20 protein-coding genes and 1 riboswitch are annotated in these 21,583 nt (G+C 69.8%); of the genes, 5 read left to right on the top strand and 15 right to left on the bottom strand.

Going from position 1 to position 21,583, the window contains the following annotated elements; genetic code table 11:
* A complete protein-coding gene (gene npdG / locus VNF71_10225) occupies positions 1 to 699 on the bottom strand; it encodes an NADPH-dependent F420 reductase (GenBank protein HVA74926.1) in 699 nt (232 codons plus the stop codon).
* Between the two features lie 99 nt (positions 700 to 798).
* Between npdG and VNF71_10220 the strand changes: the two genes are divergently transcribed.
* A complete protein-coding gene (locus VNF71_10220; GenBank protein ID HVA74925.1) occupies positions 799 to 1,221 on the top strand; it encodes a hypothetical protein in 423 nt (140 codons plus the stop codon).
* 5 nt (positions 1,222 to 1,226) lie between these two features.
* On the opposite strand, the gene VNF71_10215 is transcribed toward VNF71_10220, so the two are convergent.
* From VNF71_10215 to VNF71_10180, 8 genes are read right to left on the bottom strand one after another with little or no spacing between them, the layout of a single operon-like run.
* Positions 1,227 to 1,811: an adenylate kinase gene (locus VNF71_10215; GenBank protein HVA74924.1), complete on the bottom strand. Its 585-nt coding sequence runs from the start codon at positions 1,809 to 1,811 to the stop codon at positions 1,227 to 1,229.
* A 22-nt stretch (positions 1,812 to 1,833) separates the two neighbouring features.
* Positions 1,834 to 3,597, bottom strand: a complete 1,764-nt coding sequence (locus tag VNF71_10210; protein ID HVA74923.1) for an ATP-binding protein — start codon at positions 3,595 to 3,597, stop codon at positions 1,834 to 1,836.
* On the bottom strand, positions 3,594 to 7,061 hold the full coding sequence (locus VNF71_10205) for a cobaltochelatase subunit CobN (protein HVA74922.1): 3,468 nt from the start codon (positions 7,059 to 7,061) through the stop codon (positions 3,594 to 3,596). The genes VNF71_10210 and VNF71_10205 overlap by 4 nt, the downstream gene beginning before the upstream one ends.
* On the bottom strand, positions 7,058 to 8,533 hold the full coding sequence (locus VNF71_10200) for a cobyric acid synthase (GenBank protein ID HVA74921.1): 1,476 nt from the start codon (positions 8,531 to 8,533) through the stop codon (positions 7,058 to 7,060). The genes VNF71_10205 and VNF71_10200 overlap by 4 nt, the downstream gene beginning before the upstream one ends.
* Positions 8,530 to 9,456 carry an aminotransferase class I/II-fold pyridoxal phosphate-dependent enzyme gene (locus VNF71_10195; protein HVA74920.1) on the bottom strand — a complete coding sequence of 309 codons (927 nt, stop codon included), beginning with the start codon at positions 9,454 to 9,456 and terminating at the stop codon, positions 8,530 to 8,532. The genes VNF71_10200 and VNF71_10195 overlap by 4 nt, the downstream gene beginning before the upstream one ends.
* Positions 9,449 to 10,387, bottom strand: a complete 939-nt coding sequence (gene cbiB / locus VNF71_10190; GenBank protein ID HVA74919.1) for an adenosylcobinamide-phosphate synthase CbiB — start codon at positions 10,385 to 10,387, stop codon at positions 9,449 to 9,451. The genes VNF71_10195 and cbiB overlap by 8 nt, the downstream gene beginning before the upstream one ends.
* Entirely contained in the window at positions 10,384 to 11,100 is a 717-nt protein-coding gene (locus VNF71_10185) for an adenosylcobinamide-GDP ribazoletransferase (GenBank protein ID HVA74918.1), read from the bottom strand. The genes cbiB and VNF71_10185 overlap by 4 nt, the downstream gene beginning before the upstream one ends.
* Positions 11,097 to 11,612, bottom strand: coding sequence for a bifunctional adenosylcobinamide kinase/adenosylcobinamide-phosphate guanylyltransferase (locus tag VNF71_10180; GenBank protein ID HVA74917.1), 516 nt, complete (start codon positions 11,610 to 11,612; stop codon positions 11,097 to 11,099). The genes VNF71_10185 and VNF71_10180 overlap by 4 nt, the downstream gene beginning before the upstream one ends.
* Before the next feature lie 28 nt (positions 11,613 to 11,640).
* Positions 11,641 to 11,836, bottom strand: a riboswitch (cobalamin riboswitch).
* Between the two features lie 10 nt (positions 11,837 to 11,846).
* Between VNF71_10180 and cobO the strand changes: the two genes are divergently transcribed.
* Together cobO and VNF71_10170 are read left to right on the top strand one after the other, a co-directional pair.
* Complete coding sequence (gene cobO / locus VNF71_10175; protein HVA74916.1) at positions 11,847 to 12,371, top strand: cob(I)yrinic acid a,c-diamide adenosyltransferase; 525 nt, start codon at positions 11,847 to 11,849, stop codon at positions 12,369 to 12,371.
* Positions 12,368 to 12,877 carry a GNAT family N-acetyltransferase gene (locus tag VNF71_10170; GenBank protein ID HVA74915.1) on the top strand — a complete coding sequence of 170 codons (510 nt, stop codon included), beginning with the start codon at positions 12,368 to 12,370 and terminating at the stop codon, positions 12,875 to 12,877. Before cobO ends, VNF71_10170 begins: the two co-directional genes overlap by 4 nt.
* On the opposite strand, the gene VNF71_10165 is transcribed toward VNF71_10170, so the two are convergent.
* Complete coding sequence (locus VNF71_10165; GenBank protein HVA74914.1) at positions 12,854 to 13,990, bottom strand: SLC13 family permease; 1,137 nt, start codon at positions 13,988 to 13,990, stop codon at positions 12,854 to 12,856. The genes VNF71_10170 and VNF71_10165 overlap by 24 nt on opposite strands.
* A 2-nt stretch (positions 13,991 to 13,992) precedes the next feature.
* Positions 13,993 to 15,627, bottom strand: coding sequence for a CocE/NonD family hydrolase (locus VNF71_10160; protein ID HVA74913.1), 1,635 nt, complete (start codon positions 15,625 to 15,627; stop codon positions 13,993 to 13,995).
* Between the two features lie 87 nt (positions 15,628 to 15,714).
* On the opposite strand from VNF71_10160, the gene VNF71_10155 reads away from it, so the two are divergent.
* On the top strand, positions 15,715 to 16,512 hold the full coding sequence (locus VNF71_10155; protein ID HVA74912.1) for a lysophospholipase: 798 nt from the start codon (positions 15,715 to 15,717) through the stop codon (positions 16,510 to 16,512).
* On the opposite strand, the gene VNF71_10150 is transcribed toward VNF71_10155, so the two are convergent.
* Entirely contained in the window at positions 16,509 to 17,468 is a 960-nt protein-coding gene (locus VNF71_10150; protein HVA74911.1) for a DNA polymerase ligase N-terminal domain-containing protein, read from the bottom strand. The two genes, VNF71_10155 and VNF71_10150, sit on opposite strands and share 4 nt — an antisense overlap.
* A gap of 132 nt (positions 17,469 to 17,600) precedes the next feature.
* On the opposite strand from VNF71_10150, the gene VNF71_10145 reads away from it, so the two are divergent.
* A complete protein-coding gene (locus VNF71_10145) occupies positions 17,601 to 18,410 on the top strand; it encodes a hypothetical protein (protein ID HVA74910.1) in 810 nt (269 codons plus the stop codon).
* Between the two features lie 17 nt (positions 18,411 to 18,427).
* On the opposite strand, the gene VNF71_10140 is transcribed toward VNF71_10145, so the two are convergent.
* The 3 genes from VNF71_10140 to VNF71_10130 form a co-directional block, all read right to left on the bottom strand.
* Entirely contained in the window at positions 18,428 to 19,315 is an 888-nt protein-coding gene (locus VNF71_10140) for an ABC transporter permease (protein ID HVA74909.1), read from the bottom strand.
* Positions 19,281 to 20,084 (bottom strand): ATP-binding cassette domain-containing protein, encoded by an 804-nt coding sequence (locus tag VNF71_10135; protein ID HVA74908.1) that lies wholly within the window; start codon positions 20,082 to 20,084, stop codon positions 19,281 to 19,283. Before VNF71_10135 ends, VNF71_10140 begins: the two co-directional genes overlap by 35 nt.
* A gap of 37 nt (positions 20,085 to 20,121) precedes the next feature.
* On the bottom strand, positions 20,122 to 21,583 hold a 1,462-nt coding region (locus VNF71_10130), incomplete at its 5' end, for a hypothetical protein (protein ID HVA74907.1).

Here is a 21,583-nt window from a genome sequence, read left to right as displayed (position 1 = left end):
TCAACCCTCCCGTGAGCCTGGCTGTTCCCGGGAGGTCCCTTCCCGGTCGGGCAGGCCGGTCAGGCGGATGGCGGCGTGGGTCTTGTACCGGCGGTTCACCTCGAGCAGCGCCGGCGTGAGCGCCTCGATGGCGAGAGCGCTCGCCAGCCCGCCGGCGTCGACACCGCGAAGCCCGGGAAGCGAGTCGATCAGCGCTATCACCTCGCCGGCCGCGGCCCGGTCGTCCGAGCAGACCATCACGTCGGCGTCGAGCTGGTGATCCAGGTCGCTCCACGGTCCGGCGGGAAGGTGGTGGAACGCTCCCACGACCCGAGAAAGCGGGATCGCCCGCGCGACCGCGACGGTGACCGAACCCGTCGGTGGGAGGAGAGGGATCATGTCGCGGCCCCACCGCGTGAGGGCGTTCGCCATGGACACCACGATCTTGCCGTCGAGCTTGCCGGCGAGCGCCGACACTGTGGTGAGGACACCCTCCCATGGCGTGGCGACGACGACGAGGTCCGCGGAGGAGGCGGCGTCGTTGTCGGCCGGGTGCAGCGCGAGGGCCCGGCCGGCCCACCGCTCGGTAAGAGCGGCGACCGTTTCCTCGGCGCGCTCGACAGCGCGCGACCCGACGAGGACGTCGTGGCCTACGGCCGCGAACTGGACGGCTACCGCCTGGCCGGCGGGCCCGGTGGCTCCCAAGACTCCTATCTTCACGACTCGCAGACTTGCACGGGCGGGGCTTTGAGGTCGATTCCGGGAAAAGAGGGACCGTCGCGCGGCCAGGACCGTCGGAGACGGTTACGGTTCGCGTGAATGAACTTCAGGTCCGCGCTGCGCGCTGCTCTCGGGCGTCAACGACCTCCGGCCCCGGCGCCGGCGCCGGCGACGTCGCGACCCGTCGCGAGCGGGCCGGCGCCCGCGGTCGAGGGGGTGACCGCCGGATCGGAAGCGATCGCCGTGGACCTCTCGGGAGCCGACGTCGACCTGGTGTTCCTCACGTCCAGCTGCCGGGAGTGCAAGCAGTGCTGGGCGCGGGCGACGGCCGCGGATGTGATCGTGACTCCCGACCCGGCGACAGACAGCCCGCGGGCGGTCGCCAGGCTCGCGCCCCCGGGGGTCACGGTCGTCATGTCTTCGCCGGCATGGCACTCCTACGGGATCACCAAGGCACCGTGGCGGGTGAAGATCCGTGGCGGCGAGATCGTGTCGTCGGGCCCAGCGGTCCAGCTGCGCTAAGCGCCCTACGTGCGCCCGGCGCGCACGGCTTCGATCGAAGCGATGATGTCGGCGAACACGCCGTCGACGGTCTGCTCGCCGTTGATGTCGACTACGAGGCCGCGGCTCGCGTAGTAGCCGATGAGCGGTTCGGTCTCGCTGTCGTAAACGTCGAGACGGTGGTCGATCGTCTCCTCGTTGTCGTCGGTCCGGCCCTCGGCGGCGGCTCGGGCGAGCATCCTGTGGCGAAGTTCGGGGCGGGACACGACGAGGTGCACAACGGCCTGCAGCTCGGCGCCGCTCTCCTGCTTCGCCCAGGCGTGCGCCTCCTCCGCCTGGCGCACGGTCCTCGGGAACCCGTCGAGCACGTAGCCTCCCGCTTCGACCGCTCGCCTGACCGGGCCGACGAGCATTTGCATCACCAGCTCGTCCGGCACCAGGTCCCCGCGGGCCACGTACCCCGCGGCGATCCGCCCGATGGCGCTGCCAGCGGCCACCTCCTTGCGGAGCAGGTCGCCGCTGGAGAGGTGGGCGATCCGGTAATGGCTCGCGAGGCGCACGGCTTGGGTGCCCTTGCCGGCCCCGGGAGAGGCCACCATCAACAGACGCATGACGGCGACCCTACCCGTGCATCTACGGCCGCACCGCTCTTTCGATCGCCTGCGGCGTCAACTCGTCGACGGTCAGGTGGCGCGCTCCCATCCTCTCAGCGAGCTCCCGGGCGAGGCCCAGCCTTGACCCGCCACCCGCACCCTCTACGTCCACGACGACCGCGTCAACACCGGCGCGCCGCACCGCGCTCGCGGCTTCCGCCGCCGCCTCGACCGGGTCCGCTCCCTTCGGAGCCGAGGTGGCGCGCCCGTCGGTGATGAGCACCAGCAGGGGCCTGTGGGTCGCAGCGCGCGCCGGCGCCGTCGCCACCGCGAGCGCCTCCCTGATGCCTGAGGCCAGCGGCGTTCTACCCCCGGTTCTTGCCGCGCCCAGCCTGGCTTTGGCGACCTCGACGCTGCTCGTCGGGCGGAGCAGGACCTCCGCCGTGTCGCCGCGGAACGCGACCAGCGACACCAGGTCCCGCCGTTGGTAGGCGTCGAGCAGCAGGCCGAGAGCCGCTTTGGTCGCCGCCTCCAAGCGTTGCGCCGCGCCCATCGAACCGGAGGCGTCGACGGCGATGACGACCAGGTTGGCGCTTTTCACCTCGCGCACCGATTCCCTGATGTCGCCGGCTTGCACGCCCGGAGGCGCGTCGTCGTCGGCCACGCGTGCGGCCATGGCGCGGACCGTCCCCCCGACCGCGACGGATTGGACGGGGCCGTCCGGGATGCGCTCGCCGATGACGCGCCCGCGCCGCGCCTCGGCGGGCGTGCGCCGGCCCGTCGCCGGGGCGCTCTGGCGGCGGTCGCGCGCGGCTGCCAGGCGGGTGACAGCACCGGCCGGCGTTTCGATCTCCGGCCGGTCGCGCTCGGCGGCGTCGGGTGCGCCGTCGCCGTCGTCGCCGGCGTCGCCGAGGTGCTCGTCCATCGCCTGCTCGAGCTGCTCGGTGTGGATCCCGGCGGGGTCGAGCGGGTCGCGGCGCGCCCGGTGTGCGAGTGCGAGTGGAGCGACCCGTCTCACGTCGTCCGGGTCGGCCGTGTCGCGCCCTTCCCATCCGGCGAGGGCCGCCGCGGCGCGGCAGATCGTGAGGTCGGCGCGCAGACCTTCCGCCCCTACCGACGCGCAGAGGGCGCTGACGGATTCGAGCAGGTCGCCGGGAAGCCGAGCCGAGCGGGCGCACGCGAGCCGCTGTGCCAACTCGCGTTCCTCGCCGGCAAACGACGCGATCGTCTCCTCGGGGGCCTCGTCGAACTCGAGCCGCCGGCGCACAGCCGCAGCCCGGTCGCCCGGGTCGTCGAAGGACCGGACGTCAACCGCGAGACCGAAGCGGTCGAGCAGCTGCGGCCTCAGGTCCCCCTCCTCGGGGTTCATGGACCCGATCAGAAGGAAGCGGCTGGGGTGGGAGTGCGAGATTCCCTCGCGCTCGACGCGGTTGACGCCGCTGGCCGCCACGTCGAGCAGCACGTCCACCAGGTGATCGGGCAGCAGGTTGATCTCGTCCACGTAGAGGACTCCCCCGTCCGCGTCGGCGAGCAAGCCGGGGGCGAACCGCGTCCCGCCGCCGGCAAGGGCGGTCGCCACGTCGAGGGTCCCGACGACCCTGTCCTCGGTAGACCCGATCGGAAGCTCGACGAAGGGCGCTCCGCCCGGCAACAACGCCGCGAGCCCACGCGCGAGAGTCGACTTGGCACTGCCCTTCTCGCCTCTCAGGAGGACTCCCCCGATCCTCGGGTCGATGGCGTTCAGGAGTAGGGCGAGCTTGGCGTCCTCCTGCCCCACCACGGCCGAGAACGGCAGCTGCCTCATCGCGACTCCTCCCATCCCTCCGCCTCGAGCACCGCGGATCGAAGCGTCGACAACGACTGATCGCTCGCGTCCCAAAGACCCCTGTCGTTGGCCTCGAGCAGCCGCTCGGCCATGGCCCGCAGCGCCCACGGGTTCGAGCTCTCCAGGAACTTCCGGATCTCCGGGTCGCCGACGTACGCCTCCGTCACCCGCTCGTACATCCAGTCCTCCACGATGCCGGCGGTCGCGTCGTAGCCGAACAGGTAGTCGACGGTCGCGGCCAGCTCGAACGCACCCTTGTACCCGTGACGGGTCATCGCTGATATCCACTTCGGGTTGAGCACCCGTGTGCGGACCACCCTCGCCGCCTCCTCCGACAGGTCGCGCACGCGGGGCCGGGCCGGGTCCGAGGAGTCGCCGAAAACCGCCTTCGGAGACCGGCCACTCAGCGCACGGACCGTTGCGATCATCCCTCCGTGGTCCTGCAGGTAGTCGTCCGAGTCGAATATGTCGTGCTCGCGGTTGTCCTGGTTCTTGACCGCGATCTCGATGCGGGCGAAGCGCCGGCGCATGGCCTCGTGGGCAGGCGCACCCATGGCCGCACGGCCGTAGCTGTAGCCGCTCCACGCTTCGTACACGGCCGCGAGGTCCTCGTCGCTTCGCCAGTCGCGGCTCTCGAGCAGCGGGAGGATGCCCGAGCCGTACGCCCCCGGCTTGGCCCCGAAGATCCGGGGATCCCCGTCGGCCGAAAAGCCCGCCAACTCGACAGCCTCGTCGAGGAGCGCGATGACGTGAGGGAAGGCGTCCCGGAAGAATCCGGAGATCCGCAGCACGACGTCGACGCGCGGCCTGCCCAGCTCCGCCTCTGGGATGACCTCGAGCCCGGTCACCCGTCCCGACTCCTCCTGCCACACGGGCCGCACACCGAGCAGCGCAAGGGCTTCGGCTACGTCGTCTCCTCCGGTTCGCATCGCCGCGGTGCCCCACACGACCAGGCCGATGGTCGACGGGTACCGCCCCTCCTCGTCGAGGTGTCGCGACAGGAGCCTGTCGGCGAGAGCGGAGCCGACCTCCCAGGCGAGGCGCGAGGGAATCGCCTTGGGGTCCACGGAGTAGAAGTTGCGGCCGGTGGGCAGTACGTGTGCCATCCCGCGCGTGGGCGCCCCGCTGGGGCCCGGCTCGACCCACCGACCGTCGAGCGCTGAGAGGATCGCCCGTATCTCGTCGGGCGTCCTGTCCAGCGCCGGCGAGGCCGTCTCGTCTACCCACCTCAACACCGACGCTTCCATCTCGCCGGCCGGTTCGGCCTCCTTGGAGAGCAACCGCCGGCACTCCGCTTCGACCGCGTCGACCGCGGCGCGCCCGGCGCCGTCGCCGAGCGTCACCCCGAGGCGGCTGGCGACGGCCGCGCGAAGAGACGGCGTCGATCCCTGAGGCAACCGGGTCAGCGCGAGGAGCATGTCTATCCGCTCCTCCCCCGCCGGGGCGTTTCCGAGAATGTGCAGGCCGCCGCGGATCTGCGCGTCCTTGAGCTCGCACAGGTAGCCGTCGACGTGGTTGATCAGGTCGTCGAACTCGGCGCCCTCGGGCGCCTGGTCGATGCCGAGGTCGCGGTGCATTTCCGCGGACACGAGGAGATCCCAGACCTGTTTGCGGACCGCAGGTAGCTTCGACGGGTCGAGCGAGGCGATCTGCGCGTGCTCGTCGAGCAGCTGCTCGAGGCGCGTCGTCTCGTCGTAGGAGTCGGCCCGGGTCATCGGGGGGAGCAGGTGGTCGACGATCACGGCGTGGGCGCGCCGCTTGGCTTGGGTGCCCTCGCCGGGGTCGTTGACGACGAACGGGTACACGAGCGGCACGTCCCCGAGCGCCAGGTCGGGATAGCAGGAGCTCGACAGGCCGACGCCCTTGCCGGGCAGCCACTCCAGGGTTCCGTGCTTGCCGGCGTGGATGATCGCGTGCGCACCCCAGCCCTCGTCCAGCCACCGGTAGAAGCCGAGGTAGTGATGCGTGGGGGGCAGGTCGGGTGAGTGGTAGACGGCCACGGGGTTTTCACCGAAGCCGCGCGGCGGCTGGACGGTTATGAGCACGCCGCCGAGGTCGATCCCGGCGAATGCGAGGTCACCGGTGGCGGGATCGACGTAGACGTCGCCCGGCGCGGGTCCCCATGCGTGCTCGACCTCGGCCCGGACCGATGTGGGCACCCCCTCCCACCAGGCCCTGTACGCCGACGCCGGCCAGCGCCCGGGAGCCCGCTGCAGCTGTTCGGCCGTCATGACCTCGCGCTCGTAGCTGAAGGCGTCGATGAGCTCCCCCATCAGAGCGTCGCCGCCGGCCGGTATCCGGTCGACCCGGTACCCGCCGGCGCGCAGCGCCTCGAGGAGCTTGATGACCGAAGCGGGCGTGTCGAGGGCGACGGCGTTGCCGATGCGGCTGCGGCGGGTGGGGTAGGCGGAGAGCACGACCGCGATGCGCCGTCGCTCGACGGGTGTGTCGCGCAACCGTGCGAGGCGTACCGCTGTTCCCGCGACGCGCGAGACCCGATCGGGGACGGTGCGGTAAGCGCTGACCGGCGTGCCGAGGGTGTCGCCGTCGTCGACTTCCTCGTTGAAGGAGAACGGGACGGAGATGATGCGCCCGTCGAACTCGGGGATGGCCACGCGCATGGCCACGTCCATCGGCCCGAGGCCCGCCGGCGCCGTTTCCCAGTCGGCTCGCGCGACGGTCGCGGTGACGGCTTGCAGGACCGGGATGCCGAGGCGGCCGAGCGCTGTTGCGTCCCAACCGGTCCCGCCGGCTGACGATCCCCCCGACACCAAGACGGTGGTCACCAGGCATGCCGGTCGCGCTTGGGCAATGGCCTCCAGTGCTTCTACCGATCCGTCCGCGGCGGGCCGCAGCGTGTAGCACCAGATGGCGGTGACCAGGGCTCCTCTCGACTCGAGGGCCGCACAGAGGTCGTCGACGAAGCGGGTGTTCCCGGCGATGAGGTGCGCCCGGTAGAACAGGACGGCAACGTGCGGGCACCCGTCGCGCTCGGGGCTGCGGTAGTACACGCCCGTGGCCGGGACCTCGCGGGGAGGTTCGAACCCGAAGCCGGTCATGCACACGGTGTCGGACACGAACCGCAGAAGGTTCTCGAGGTTCGCCAAGCCGCCGTGGACGAGGTACTCGAATGCCTGCGCGACTGTCGCGCTGGCGACACTCGAGGCGGCTGTCATCTCAGCGTCGGGTGCCGCCTCCCCGCCGAACGCCATCATCGGCACGCCCGACTCGCTGCACCGCCGGCGCAGCTCCACGAACGGCGGCCACGCACTCGCCCCACCGAGGAGGCGCACCAACACGAGCGTGACAGCGGCGAGGTCCGGGGGCTGGTCCAGCAAGGCCGGGTTGGCCGCGCGAACAGGTGGGAAGTCCTCGGGAAGCCCTTCGACGATGGAGCGAAGGGCGAGGATCTCGCTCGGGGCGTTGGTGAGGAAGAGGATCACTGATGACCTTCGAGGATCAGCCGTGTCACCGCGTCGATGTCGAGGTGTGCTTCGAGGGTGTCGGCGATCCGGTCGGCCCGCGCCTGGCGTTCCAGGGAGAACGAGACGTCGCCGGGAGTCCATTGCTTGCCTGTTCGGGCGGCGACGGTCTGGAGGAACGCCCGGCGAAACCCGTCCGATTCGAACAGGCCGTGGAGGCTGGTACCGAGGATCCTGCCCTCCATTGCCGATGAACCGTCTTGGTCCGCGCCCTCCACGCTCATCCAGGGTCGGGCGGCCGGCGTCTCGCCGTGGTGGATCTCGTAGCCCTCCACCGTCTCGCCGAACGCGACCCCGCTGCGCAGGCGCGCCGTCTTCTCCTTGTTGAACACGGTGCTGACGGGAAGGAGGCCGAGCCCCTCCACGATCTGCGGGGTGGGCGCCTCGACCGAGTCCTCGATCTTCTCGCCGAGCATCTGGTACCCGCCGCAGATCCCGAGGATCGTGGTGCCCGGGTGGTTGGACGCGACCTCGGACACGGCGGCGGCCAGGCCGCTCTCGCGCAGCCAGCGGAGATCCGAGACGGTGGCCTTCGTGCCGGGGACGACGAGCAGGTCGGGTCTGCCGAGGGTCGCCGGATGATCGACCAGCCTCACGTTCACCTTCGGTTCCAGGGCGATCGCCTCGATGTCGGTGAAGTTCGAGATGCGCGGGAGGCGGATCACCGCGACGTCCAGCGAGTCGCGACCGGGGGTTCCGACGGGCAGCCGGCGTAGATCCAGGGAGTCCTCCGCGTCGAGCACGGGCGCGTCGATCCACGGGATCACTCCGACCGTCGGGATGCCGGTGAGGCGTTCGAGCTCGGAGGGAGCGGGCTCGAGGACCGCGGGGTCGCCGCGGAACTTGTTGATGACGAAGCCTCCGACAGTCCGGCGCAGATGCACCGGGAGGAGCTCCACCGTCCCGTAGAGCGCGGCGAAGACGCCCCCGCGGTCTATGTCGCCGACCACGAGCGATCGGATTCCGGCTTCGTGCGCGAGACGCAGGTTCACGATGTCGCCGTCGAGGAGGTTGATCTCGGCGGCGCTTCCCGCGCCCTCGCAGAGCACGACGTCGAACCGCCGGCGCAGGTCGGCGAGCTGCTCGCGCACGATGTCCCACAGATGTGGCTTCGCCTCCTGATAGGCCGCGGCGTCGAGGGTCGCCCAGGGCCGGCCCATGACGACTACCTGGCTGACACGGTCGCTCGACGGCTTGAGCAGGATCGGGTTCATCGCGGGTTCCGGCTCGACCCCGGCTGCGTGCGCTTGCGCCGCTTGCGCCCGGCCGATCTCCGCGCCCGAACGAGTCACGGCGGAGTTGAGCGCCATGTTCTGCGCCTTGAACGGTGCAACGCGCACACCTCGCCGGGCGAGCACGCGGCAGAGCCCGGCCACGACGGTGCTCTTCCCGGAGTCGCTGGCAGTGCCGCAGACCATGAGCGCGCCTTTCACGCTGCCGGCTCCCACGTTCGGAGGGCGGCTTCGAGCCGTTCGAGGCCGGCGGAGCCTGGTACGGCGATCCTCACGGTGCCTGGCATGCCGAAGCTGTTGCAGTCGCGCACGAGGATCGCGTGGCGGGCGAGATGATCCCTGAGGGCGGCGGCGCCGACGAGCAGCCAGTTGGCGTCCGATGGCCCGGGCTCGAAACCCGCGCCGCGGAGGATCTCCGACAGGTCATGGCGCAGCTCCGCCGTGAGCTTCTGCCACAGCGGAAGGTCGACACCGAGAAGCATCTCGGGGAGTGCTTCAGCCGCGAGACCGTTGAGGGACCACTCCGGGCGCCGGCGGCGCAGCCGATGCGCCGTCGAATCGTCGGAGCAGATGATGTAACCCGCGCGCAGCCCCGGGCAGGCGAGGAGCTTCGTCAGCGAACCGACGACGATCGCTTTGCCGCCGGCGTCGCCGCGGGTCCACGTACCGGTGGCGAGAGGCCAGAACGCCTCATCCCACACCCCGGCCTGTTCGTGCGGTTCCGCAAGGATGCCAGTCGGGTTGTGCGGGTTGGATCGCCATCGCGGCCCCGCCGGGTCGAGCACACGAATGTGGCGGCGGTAGAGGGAGAACTCCGGCTCGTCGACCCACCCCGTCCCCATGTCGGCGGCGACCAAAGCGATCGCCTCCGCTCCCCCGTTGGTGAGCACGAGAAGGTTCTCGTCCACCCCGATTGCTGCTGCGAGTGCCGCCGTGGCCCGGGATTCGTCGGGGTAGCGGCCGATCGCATCGAGGTGCCGCGCGATCACCGGCACCGGGTCCGGCGCGACCGGGTTCAGGCTCGCGGAGAGGTCGAGCACCTCGTCGACCGCGATGCCGAGCGCGGCCGCAAGGAGCGCCCCGTCGCCGCCGTGATTCGCCGGCCGGGGAGCTGGGCTACCCATTCCGCCCACCCATCGTCTGCACCGCGGCCGGTAGCGCGAGAGTCGCGGCCAGGCCGGCTGTGACGTCGCGGGCCAGGCGCGACGCGCGGGGAATGTCGCCCGCTACGGCCGGCGGCCCGTAGCCGAGCACCGGTCTGGCGTCCACGCGTCCGTCGTAGACGTTGTCGCCGCCGAGCGTGACGCCCAAGGCGGCTGCGAACGCGGCTTCCGCCACGCCGGCGTTGGGTGACGGGTGCGCAGGCGCCTGGTCCCGCACGGCCCGCCAGACCGCGGAGGTCGAGCGGGGGCGGACCGCCGCCACGAGCGCGGCCGTGACCCTCGCGGGGATCCAGCCGGCAGCATCGTCGAGGCGCGCCGACGCGAAGCCGAAGTTGCGGTGGCGCGCAGAGCGATGCCCGACCATGGCGTCGAGCGTGTTGACGGCGCGGTACACGAAAGCGGCGGGTACCCCACCCGCGGCAGCCCAGAGGGCGGGGGCCACGACGGCGTCGACCGTGTTCTCCGCGAGGGACTCGACGACCGCGCGGGCGATGCCCTTCTCGTCGAGGTTCGACGGGTCGCGGCCTACCAGCGACGGCAGCGCGGCGCGGGCGGCGTCGAGATCTCCGGCGTCGAGGGGCGCTGCCACGGCAGCCGCGGCTTCGCGGAGCGCCCGGCCGGCGACGGTGACATAAGTCGCGACGGTGACGGTCTGCCACGGCCATTTGCGAAGGACGGTCGACAACAAGGCGCCGGCGCCGGCGGCACCGGAGACGCCGGCCGCCGCGTAGGCGGCCCCGCGCCGGCGACGATCGGCGTGCATCCGGCGCTCGAGGTCGTCCATGGCGAACCCGAAACGTGCAACCGGATGCAAGCGCGCGGGCGGCTCGCCGATCAGGTGGTCGGCGAGGAGCCCGGCCGCGACGGACGCAGCGCGCGTCGATGGGCTCACCACCGGGCGGCCGCCACCAACAGGCCGATCGTTTCGGCCATAAACCCACAGGCGCCGAGCACGTCGCCCGTGTAGCCGCCGAGCCGCCGCCGTGCCAGCACCACCACGCCGCCTGCTGCGAGTGCTGCGGCGATCACGCTGACGGCGCCGGCGAGGGGCCTCCACGCGCATGCCGCGCCGAACGCGACCGCGACGCCGACGACGGCGGGAAGCGCTCGCGATCGGCCGGCGAACGCCGAGGCGAGGCCCCCTCCCTCGGGATCCCGCGCGTACGGCTGGGTACGCGCGGCGAACGCCATCGCGGATCGCGACAGACACCACAGCCCGGCGACGAGCAGGACCGTCGGGCGCAGCACCCACAGCGCTGCCCACCGAAGGAGAAGCGCCGCCCCCCCGGTGCCGACGGCGAAAGCGCCGACGTCCGGGCCGGACATGATCTCGAGCCGGCGGGCCCTCGACACCGGGGGAAGCAGACCGTCGGCGCTGTCGAGCAGGCCGTCGAAGTGAAGCATCCCCGTGAGGGCCAGGTCGGCGGCGACCGCCACGCCGGCGGCGAGCGGTCTCGGCCAGGCGTGAGCGGCTCCCAACCAGATGCCCCCGACCGCCGCGCCGAGGCCGGCCCCTACGAGCCAGAACCAATCCAGGGTCCGCGGACCGGGCGCGCTCACACCGCCGAGCGGGGTCAGGAACGAGACGGCCGAACGCAACGTCACAGCGATCTCCTGGCCGCGGTCTCGGCTGACTCGAGGCGAAGTGCGCGCCCGGCGACCACGAGGAACACGTCGCCGGCGACGGCGGCGACGGCCTGGTTGGCCGACCCGAGGGAGTCACGGAACCGGCCGCCCACCTCGGTCGAGGGGTGCACTCCCATTCCCACCTCTTCGGAGACCACTATCACGTCTGCGTCGTGCGCGGTCAGTGCCGCGCACAACCCGGATGTGTCAGCAGCGAAGCCCGCCACGGATGCGACCCACGTCCCGAGGGAATCCACCAGGACGGGACCGGTGAGGGACCTGAGCGCACCCGGCAGGTCGTCGCCGCATTCGACGGTCCGCCACCCGGGGGGCCGGCGGGCCCGGTGCGCGGCTATACGAGCGGCGAAGTCCTCGTCGCCTTCGGGATCAGCGGTGGCGAGGTATGTGACCGGCTGGGGCAGCGCCGCGGCCAGTCTTTCTCCGAACTCCGATTTGCCGCTGCGCGCTCCACCGAGCACCAGGGTGATCACTGGATCCGGCCCATCCTCACGTCCTCGCGTACCTCCATGACGGGTAGGCAGGTTTCCTGGCTCCCGGATCCACTCGCCCCCGGCCTTCCCGCCCGCTGTGGGCCGTGGCCGTGTGGGACCTCTCGGTCCCGGTTGGAGGTTCGCTCCCCGGTGACAGTTGCGGGACAGCCCCGGACTCGCACCGGGTTCCCTGCGCTACGGCCGCGAAGGCTAGTTGAGATTAGGGTCGGGGTGATGCCGAGAGCCGAGTCGATCGTCCTTTTGAACACCGGCCACGGCAAGGGCAAGTCTTCGGCGGCATTCGGTGTCATGTCGCGTGGGTGGGCCCGGGGCTGGCGGGTCGCGGTGGTCCAGTTCGTGAAGGGCGGAAAGTGGAAGACCGGCGAGCGCAAACTCGCCGACCATCTCGGCATCGAGTGGCACACCCTCGGGGACGGGTTCACGTGGGAGTCGACCGACCTCGACGAGACGGCGGCGAAGGGGCGTCACGCCTGGGAAGTGGCCGCCGCGAAGCTGGCATCCGGCGACTACAACCTTCTCGTCCTCGACGAGGTGACCTACGCGGTCAAGTACGGCTGGGTGCCGGTCAGCGATGTCGTGGAGGGGATCCGGGGACGCGCCCCGCACACCAACGTGGTCATGACCGGGCGCGACGCCGCGCCAGAACTGGTCGACATCGCCGACACCGCCACCGAGATGCGCAAGATCAAGCACGCCTACGACCAGGGCATCAAGGCCAAAAAGGGCATCGAGTATTGACGGAGCTGCCGGACGGCCTGCAGCTGCGGGCCGCGGTCGACGGCGACTGGTGGGCTGTAGTCGCTTTGGTCTCCGCGTGCTGGGCCGAGTACCCCGGATGTGTCATGGACGCGCACGGCGAATGCCCGGATCTCCTTGCGCCGGCGACGGTGTACGGGGGCGCCGGGGGCGATTTCTGGGTCGTCGTCGACAGGTGTCAGACGGTCGTGGCGGTCGCGGGCTGGAAGCCGCTGGACTCAGGCGCAGTCGAGATGGAACGCCTTTACGTCGATCCGCGGTGGCGGCGGCACGGCGTGGCGTCGGCGCTTGCGGGGATGGTCGAGAGCGTTGCATCCGAGCGCGATGCCCCCGCCGTCGAGCTGTGGAGCGACACCAGGTTCAAGGCCGCTCACTCCTTCTACGAGCGGCGAGGGTACGTCAACGCGGGACCCGATCGTCGCCTCGGGGACCTCAGCCGGACCGTCGAGCACCACTTCGTCCTGTCACGTGACGCCGGTGACAGCTGAAAGAACTACAAGCGCCGCAGCGATCGACAGCGGGACCGCGACCACGCCGATCAGGGCGGTTCGCCTGACCGAAGGCCGACCGCCCGCAGCCCGGCTCGCCCGCAGCCAGAGGATCCACGACAGCGAGCCGGTCACGAACAGGTTGGGGCCGAGGTTGAGGCCGATCAGTAGCGCGTAGGGGTGGGTTGGGACCCGTGCGGCGAAGAGAGACGCCGCGGGGAGGTTGTTGAGGATCACGGCCGCCACCGCGGCGACACCCGCGGTGGCCCACGGGTCGAGGTTGCGCAAGAGGTGGGCGGGTCCCCCCCAGTCCCTGCCCAGCGTGCCAAAGCCGATGGCGATGCCGAGCAACCCCAGTAGAACCGGGAGGCCGAGCACGTCGCGGACACCTTCGGTCCCCGACCCGCGCGCGACGCGCAGGGCCGTGGCGGCGGCGCCCACCGCCAGGACCGGAAGCGCCGGGGACGAAAGCGCCACGATGAGCACGATCGCGGACACGACTGCGACGGCACCGAGCCCGACGGCCGGCCGGGTCGCCAGCGCGTGCGTCTCGACGCGGTGGCGGAGAACCTTGCGCCCGGCGATCGCGACCGTCACGGCGGTTACCACACCTGCAGCGAGCCATGGCAGGCCCATGCGCGCCGCGAAACGGCCTCCCGAGAAGTGGAGGTGTCCGAGCACGATGAGGTTCGTCAGGTTGGACCCCGGCAGAAGCAACGATCCGGCATTCGCCAAAAGCAGGCAGGCACTGAGCAGCAGCGCCTCATCTTCGCCGCGCTTGCGGGCGGTATGAACGAGCACCGGGGAGAGGAACGCGACGGCAGTGTCCAGGTTGAGGGTTGCGCTCACGATCAATACGAGCGCGGCGACACCGGCGAAGAGAACGCGCCCGTCTTTCGCCGAGCCGGCCAGGCGTTCGCCTGCGGCTGCGAACAGCCCGTCCTCGGCGGCGACCAGCCCGACCAGCAGCAGACCAGCCACCAGCACGAACGGCGGCCAGTCCTGCGACGCCGCCCTCGAAGTGGCGCCCGGGTCGGTCGCGGCTGCAGCTATGGCAGCCGTGGCTCCGGCTGCGAGCAGCAGGCGACCGACGCCCCTGGATTCCCGGGCCAAGTTCAGATGCCGGTTACCGGTAAGTCGATCCCCGAGGGATGCTCGGGGTCGTGGAAGACCTCGAGCGTTCCCGGGGTGAGCGTCGATGCACTCCCCAGCGGTTCGCCGCTGCCGGGGTTGCGCGCGTAGAGGGGGTGCGCCGCACTTGACACCTGGACCCTGATGCGATGGCCGCGCCTGAACCTCAGCGCCGCCGGCCACATCGGCACCCGTACACGGCTGGAACCGTCGCCGGCGGCTTCGGTGTTCGACGGGTCCAGGCGGATGATGCCGTCGCAAACGTTGTACGAGCGCCCCGACGGGTGAACGTCACATAGACGGACGAAGACGTCGTGGCAACTGATGCTGCACCTGACCCAGACCTCGGCGGTCACAGGCCCCGCGATCGTCAGGTCCGAGCTGAGCACGTCGCTCGTGTAAGCGAGAACATCCGACCGCGACTCGCGGCGGCGCTGGTTGCGCCGCCCGGCGCGAACCATGTCGAGGCTCGGCCCTCCGAGTCCCGGAGCGGGGTGCGCAGGATCGAAGCGGAACCGGTCGGGTGCACCGGCGTCCGCCGGCGTCGGAGACAGGCCTCCGGCGGGTTGGAAGTTCCACCGCGCCACGCTGTGAGGCGGTGGCCAATCGTCGACGTCGACCCAACGCCGGCTGCCGCCGACCCAGAAACGAACCATCGAACCGCGCCTCGACGGTCTCTCCCCGAGGTGTTGGTCGAACCAATCAAGAGCGTCGCGAAGGCCCGCTGCCCCGGCGCGCGGGCTCGCGTGGGTCCATGGGCCTATGAGCAGCCGGACCTCGCGCCCGGCGTCCCGCAGCCGCCGGTAATCCTCGAGCTGGCCCGGAAGAAAGGGGTCGTGCCATCCTGCCAGCATCGTCGTCGGGGGCATCCTCGCGACGTCTCGTGACCAATCCAGATCGTCCCACCACGGGTCCCCGGGTGTCGCGTGAGCCAGCCAGTCCTGGTAGAACGCCACCTTCTTGCCGAGCACTCCGGTGTCGGCCTCGCTCAGCGGAAGCATGGTGTACGCCCCGCGCAGACGGCGCCGGCCCAGCAGCATCGCCAAGATCACCGTGTTGGGGTTGCGCTCCTGGAGGTGCAGCTGCTGCACCCATGTCGCACCCGTCTCGAGAGCGAAGGACCCGCCCGGGTACACGATGTCCCGCACCCTCGCCGTGGTCACCTGCAAAGCCATGGCCTTCAGGAACGATGGTGGGTCGTCTGCGACAGCCCACTGCGCCAAGCCGAGGTAGCTGGGTCCGAACGTCGCGACAGATCCGGTGAACCACGGCTGTTCCGATATCCAGCGCAGCGTGGCGAGCCCGTCTGCCCGCTCGTGGTGGAACGGGTCGAACGTCGGACCACCCGAGCCGAACGTCCCGCGGCAGCTCTGGATGATCACCTGGTATCCGCGTTCGGAGAAGAGCCGGCCGAGCACGCCCAACTGCCGCCTTCCGTAGGGAGAGCGCAGTAGCACAACGGGGGCCGAGGACAGTGTCGAAGGCGAGAACCAGTGGTCGGCGAGCAGCACTGCGCCGTCGGGCACCTTGGTCTCCAGGTCACGCTCGACGACCACGTCGTTCGAAAGCGCGGGCCCGAGCCTTCCGAGCCTCGCCATGACCGAGCTACCAAGCGACATCGACACCTCCCGTTCCGGTTCCGTGGGTGCTGTTGTTGTCCGGTTGCAGACCGTACCTGCAGGCGACCGCCATGCCATCATGGCCGCATGGCCAAGTTCGTCGAAGACCGCTTCGCAGGGGGCCGGCTGTACTACAGGCACTGGGACAGCCCGGGATCCGCTGCCGCTCAGGTCGTCATCTCACATGGTTTCGCCGAGCACTGCGGCCGCTACGACCATGTGGCAGCTGCCCTCAACACCGCCGGCTTGTCCGTGTGGGCGTTCGACCACCGCGGCCACGGCCAGAGCGAGGGAGAGCGCGCTGATATCGAGTCCATCGAGTCGGCGGTCGCCGATCTGGACCTCTTCGTGGACGTGGTCCGCCGGTCCGCGCCAGATGGTCCTCTGTACCTGATCGGCCACTCCATGGGAGGGCTCATCGCCGCCGCGTACGCCGAAGAGCACCAGGATCGCCTCGCCGGCCTCGTACTCTCCGGGGCGCTTCTGCATGTCTCGCCGGAAGTGGCTGCGCTCGCCGAGCTCCCGGAGATCCCGGATCTCGGCCTCGCCGACGCGGTGTCGAGTGATCCGGCTGTCGTGCAGGCCTACAAGGACGACCCTCTCGTGTACCTAGGGCCACCTCCGCGCAACTTCATCGAGTCCTTCGGCCAGGTGGAAGCTGTCCGCGAGCGGCTCAAGGAGCTGACTCTTCCCATTCTCGCCATGCACGGCAGCGGGGACCTTCTCATCAGCCCGCAGGCCCTGCGCGACGTCGTCAGCTCGGTGTCCTCGGAAGACCTCACCGCGATCTTCTGGCCCGGGATGTGGCACGAGATCTTCAACGAGCCGCGCAACGCGGAGGTGCTGTCCACGATGACAGCGTGGATCCGGGCGCGCTTGCCCTAAAGAGGCCTGATCGGCTCTTCGGCGCCCTCGACCGTCTGGGCGAGCAAAGCGTGCCGTTCGTCCCGAGGCAGCACGGTCGTGTCGTGACCGAGCAGGTGCAGCAGATCGATCGGGACGTACTCGCCGGCGTCGGTGATCAGCCCGTCGATCGTGAAGTTGTCGGCGGCGAGGCCGGCGAGAGCCCGAGCGATCCGGGTGTCGCCGTCGGATATTCGTTGGTGATCCCCGGACCACAGGACGATCTCCGCCCCGTTGCGCACGGCGATGCAGCGTCTCCCATCGGCCGGAGCGTCCAGCAACGGAGGGATCCAGGTGGCCCGCTCCCGGGTCCACTGAGCCGACCCGGTGTCCTCGGCAGTGTCGCGAAGATCCCGGCCGGTCTTGACCGAGAGCGGCTCGTCGGCGGTGACGTCCCGTGCCGGGTCGGCGCGATCGTCGACCTTCTTGATGAGCAGCCAGTTGTCACCATCGCCGTCGCCATAACCTCGCGTCCTAGATAGCGACCAGCCGCCGGTGAGCTTCGTGCCGTCCAGCCAGACAGAGAGGTGCCCGGCGCGAACCGCTTCCGAGACCGACACCGGCCTGCCCCGCTTCTCGGTGAGGTTGCGGTAAGTCCCCCGGTCCCAGACGATGACCGTTCCCGCCCCGTACTGCGCTTCGGGGATCACTCCTTCGAAGTCCTCGTAGTCGAGAGGGTGATCCTCGACGTGCACGGCGAGCCTCTTGGCCTTGGGGTCGTAGCTCGGGCCCTTGGGCACGGCCCAGGACACCAGGACGCCGTCGGCTTCGAGGCGGAAGTCGTAGTGCAGCCGGCGGGCGTCGTGCTTTTGGACCACGAACCTCGGCCCGGCGTCGCGTCCACCTGCGGTCTCCCCGCTCGGCTCCGGAGTGCGATCGAATGACCGCTTTGCTCGGTATTCGTCCAGAGCATCCTCGCGATCGCCAGCCGGTTCCACCTGACGAAAGGTACCCCTCGAGGAGGTCGCAACCCAGCAGGTGGAGAATTGGGTTGTGGTTGACGGAAGTGCGCGAGGCGGCAGTGTCATGATTGTGTCCGAATCGCCGGGTGACGAAGGGGTCGTAACCGCGTGGACAACCTGACCAACCCATCCGAGCCGTCGCGGGGTGACGCCGATGGCCAGTCGCGCTCGGACGGCCGGTCGCGGTCTGTGGGCCGGTCGGTCGCCGGTCTGATCAGGCGGCACCGGGCGGTCGCGGTCGCTACGGCGGTACTGCTGTGCGGGATGGTCACGGCGCCGGTTGTGGCCGTCGCTCTCTCCGGGCAGCCCCGTCGGGCGGTCGTCACCACCGCGACGGGAACCAGCCCGACAACCGATCCCCCGCCGGCGAGCACCGTGCCATCGACGACCAGCACGACGGCAGCGCCTCCCACCACGACCGCGGTCGCGGTCCAGCAGCCGGCGCCCACGACCACGGCCACGACCGCGCTCGTGTGCCACAACAGCTACAACCCAGCGTGCGGACCATTCCGCTGGGCTCCGGCGCCGGTGCCAACCGATCAGGCCTCTGTGTCGATCAGCTACAGCCCCGCGGATCCAGTAGCAGGTGGACAGGTGACCTTCACGGTCCGTATCTCGGATCCTGACACCACCGTCTCTACCTGCGGGCAAGTCGAATACGGGGACGGAATGGGACAGGGCTGTGCTGCTGGGACCGCCCCAATGTGCCCGATCAGGTACGGCCCCTGGGATCTTCCGGCCAAGCACGCCACCTCGGCCACGGCCACGTACCCTTACACCTACGCAGCAGCAGGAACCTACACCGTCAAAGTCCGCTACCCGACGGGCAACCCGTGCTACGACCCCTACCAGAGCCAGGTGACGGGCACCGACACGGTCGTCGTCGGAGCAGCGGGCAACCCGAGCACGACGTCGTGAGACGCCGAACCGGCGCGTCAGGCGCGGGCGCGTCGGGCCCGGAGCCCGCGCAGCCCCTTGGACCCTGTCGGGCCGCGAACCAGCCGCTTGAGCAGAGCCGAAGCGGCGGTGACTCCGACGACGAGGGCCACCAGCAGCACCGCGAAGTCCTCCAGCAAGGGAGCCCTCGTCCCTATCAAGAGACCCCGCAGAGCATTGACCTCGTAGCTGAGCGGGTTCACCTTCGTTAGAACCTGAACCCAGCCGGGCATGACTTTCACGGGGTAGAGGGCATTGGAGGCGAAGAAGAGCGGCATGGTGATCGCCTGCCCGAGTCCCATGAGACGGTCGCGCGACAGCGCGAGGCCGGCAAGAGTCATAGACAGGCTCGCGAAGAACCCGGCGCCCAGCACGACGATCACGATCGTTCCCAGGATGTGCAGGGGATTGAAGTTCAGCGACACGCCCAGGATGAGCGACACACAGAACACGACGATGACCTGGCTGATCCCGCGGATCCCCGCTGCGAACGCCTTGCCGAGGATGAGTGCCGGCCGCGGGATCGGGGTCACGAGCAGGCGGGGCAGGATCCCCGCGTCGCGCTCCCAGATGATGTGGATGCCATAGAAGATGGCGACGAAGAGGGCTGACTGGGCGAGGATTCCAGGCGCCAGGAAGTCGAGGTATGGACGGCCTCCGCTGGGGATTGCATGGAGCCTCGTGAAGGTCTCGCCGAAGATGACCAGCCACAGGACCGGTTGGAGTGCACGCGTCGCGAGTTCCGTCCAGTCGTGGCGCATCTTCTGGATCTCGGCCAGGCAGAGCGCTCCGACGCTCTGGGGCAGGAGAGCCCATGATGGGGTCCCCAGCCGAGGCGGCTGGGGAATGTCTCTATCCGAGCCGGTTGGCAGCTCGGCGGGCGCCACGAACGGCACGGTATCCACCTCCTTCGTCGGATCCGAGGCTCCGGCCGGCGACGGTCCTGAACACGTCCTCCAGTGTGGCTCCTTCGCCGTGCGCGGATTTGAGCTCCTGCGGAGTTCCCACGAGCCTGACGCGTCCCAGATGCATCATCGCCAATCGGTCGCAGAGACGCTCGGCTTCCTCCATGTAGTGGGTGGTCAGCAGGACCGTCAGCCCGGTCTGCTTGCGTAGGGCGTGCAGGCGCTCCCACATGTCGGTCCTGCCTATCGGGTCGAGGCCGGTGGTCGGTTCGTCGAGTATCAGGAGCTTGGGGGAGCTCACAAGGGCCTGCGCAAGCTCGAGGCGTCTCACCATCCCACCCGAGTAGGTGCGCACGAGGCGGTCGGCGGACTCCGTCAGGCCCATGGCATCCAGAACCTCCTCCGTCACCTGCCGGCGTACCCTGCCAGGCAGGCCGTACAGGCGGGCGTAGAGCATGAGGTTCTGGCGCCCGGTCAGACCCGAGTCGGCGGAGAGCTGCTGGGGCACGTAGCCGATCAGCCTGCGCACCTCCATCGGGTGCCGGCCGACGTCCACGCCGAAGATTTCAGCACTTCCCCGCTCACACGGGAGGAGGGTGGTCAGGATCCGGATGGTCGTCGTCTTGCCGGCGCCATTGGGTCCGAGCAGGCCGAATACCTCGCCTGGCGCGATCTCCAGATCGACATGATCGACCGCCAACTGCTCCCCGAAGCTGAAGGTGAGTTGCCGGCACGCGACCGCAGCCGTCATGCCGGCACCGTAGCTGACGGCCTGGAGGTCCAGGCCGTCAGCCGCCAGCTATCCCCACAATCGGCTTGTTGACGGTGATCCCGAGCCCAGGCACCGAACCCTCGTAGGGCGCGTCACCCAGGTTGAAGATCCCACCGTCGGCAGCGGCGAGCCAATAGCCGCCGTTGTCCGAGGTGGCGACCATGCCCACGATCGGCTGGTTGATCGTACGGTTACCGAGCGAACCGTTGTACGGGGCATCGCCGAAGTTGAAGATCCCACCATCGGAAGCCACCAGCCAGTAACCGCCACCGTCGGAGGTAGCGGCCATACCTACCACTGGCTTGTTGACCTTGATCCCCATACCCGGCACCGAACCCAGGTAGGCAGCGTCGCCGAAGTTGAAGATCCCACCATCGGCAGCCACCAGCCAGTAACCGCCGCCGTCTGGCGTGGAGGCCATCCCGACTATCGGCTGGTTCAACGTCCGGTTGCCGAGTGAGCCGTAGAAGTGGGCGTCACCGAAGTTGAAGATCCCTCCGTCGGACGCGACCAACCAGTAGCCACCACCGTCAGGTGTCGAAGCGATTCCCACCATCGGCTTGTTCGGCGTGATCCCCAACCCCGGCAGCGACCCGTGATAACCGGCGTCACCGAAGTTGAAGATTCCACCATCGGTGGCTGCCATCCAGTAGCCGCCCAGGTCGCGGGTGTCAGCGATCCCGACGATCGGCTTGTTGAGTGTTCGGTTACCCGTGGAGCCGAAGTAGCTGTTCGGGCCCAGGTTGAACACACCACCATCCGAACCGACCATCCAGTAGCCAGGGGTGAGCGTCGAGATGATCGCGCCCTTGGCCCCGGCCGCCCAACACGCCGTGGAATTGCAGGCGACGTTCGGCGTTCCGTGGGTGCCCGCCGGCGTGGCGATCTGGTTCCAGGTGGTGCCCCCGTCCGTCGTGGTGAGGATCAGCGCAGGATGGTTCGCCTGGCTGAAGCCGGTGCCGCCAGAAGCTGTGCAAGCCGTGTCGCTCACGCACGAGATGCTCCAAATGTCGTCGATATTGGAGTTGACGATCGAGTGGCTCACCCATGTCTGACCACCGTCGGTCGTCGTGTCGACCGTGCTGCCGGCTACCCCATAGCAGTGCGAGCCGTCCGGGCAGCTGATCCCCGAGACGCTGTTCGGTGTGGTGTGCGAAGTCCAGGTGGTGCCACCGTCGATCGTTGCCAGCACTACTGCTCCTGAGACCGTCACGAAGCAGTGGGAGGCATCCGGGCAAGAGATCCCGAACAGGTTCCGGGTGCTCCCCGATGTCTCGGTCGTCCAGGTCGCACCCTCATCCGACGTGGAGAGGATCGTCCCGCTGTCACCGACGGCTATACACGTCGAAGGACCGGTGCACGCCACCCCGTTCAGCTGGTGGGTCGACGGCGAGGGCTGCGCCGCCCAGGTGTTGCCGCCGTCGCCGGTCACCACAACACTTCCCACAAGGGACGAGCCGTGGCTACTCCCACCCGCG

The sequence above is a fragment of the Acidimicrobiales bacterium genome, from assembly GCA_035533095.1.
GTDB lineage: Bacteria > Actinomycetota > Acidimicrobiia > Acidimicrobiales > Palsa-688 > DATLUM01.
Note: the sequence above shows the minus strand (reverse complement) of the source record. Positions and strands in the feature narration are given on the sequence as shown.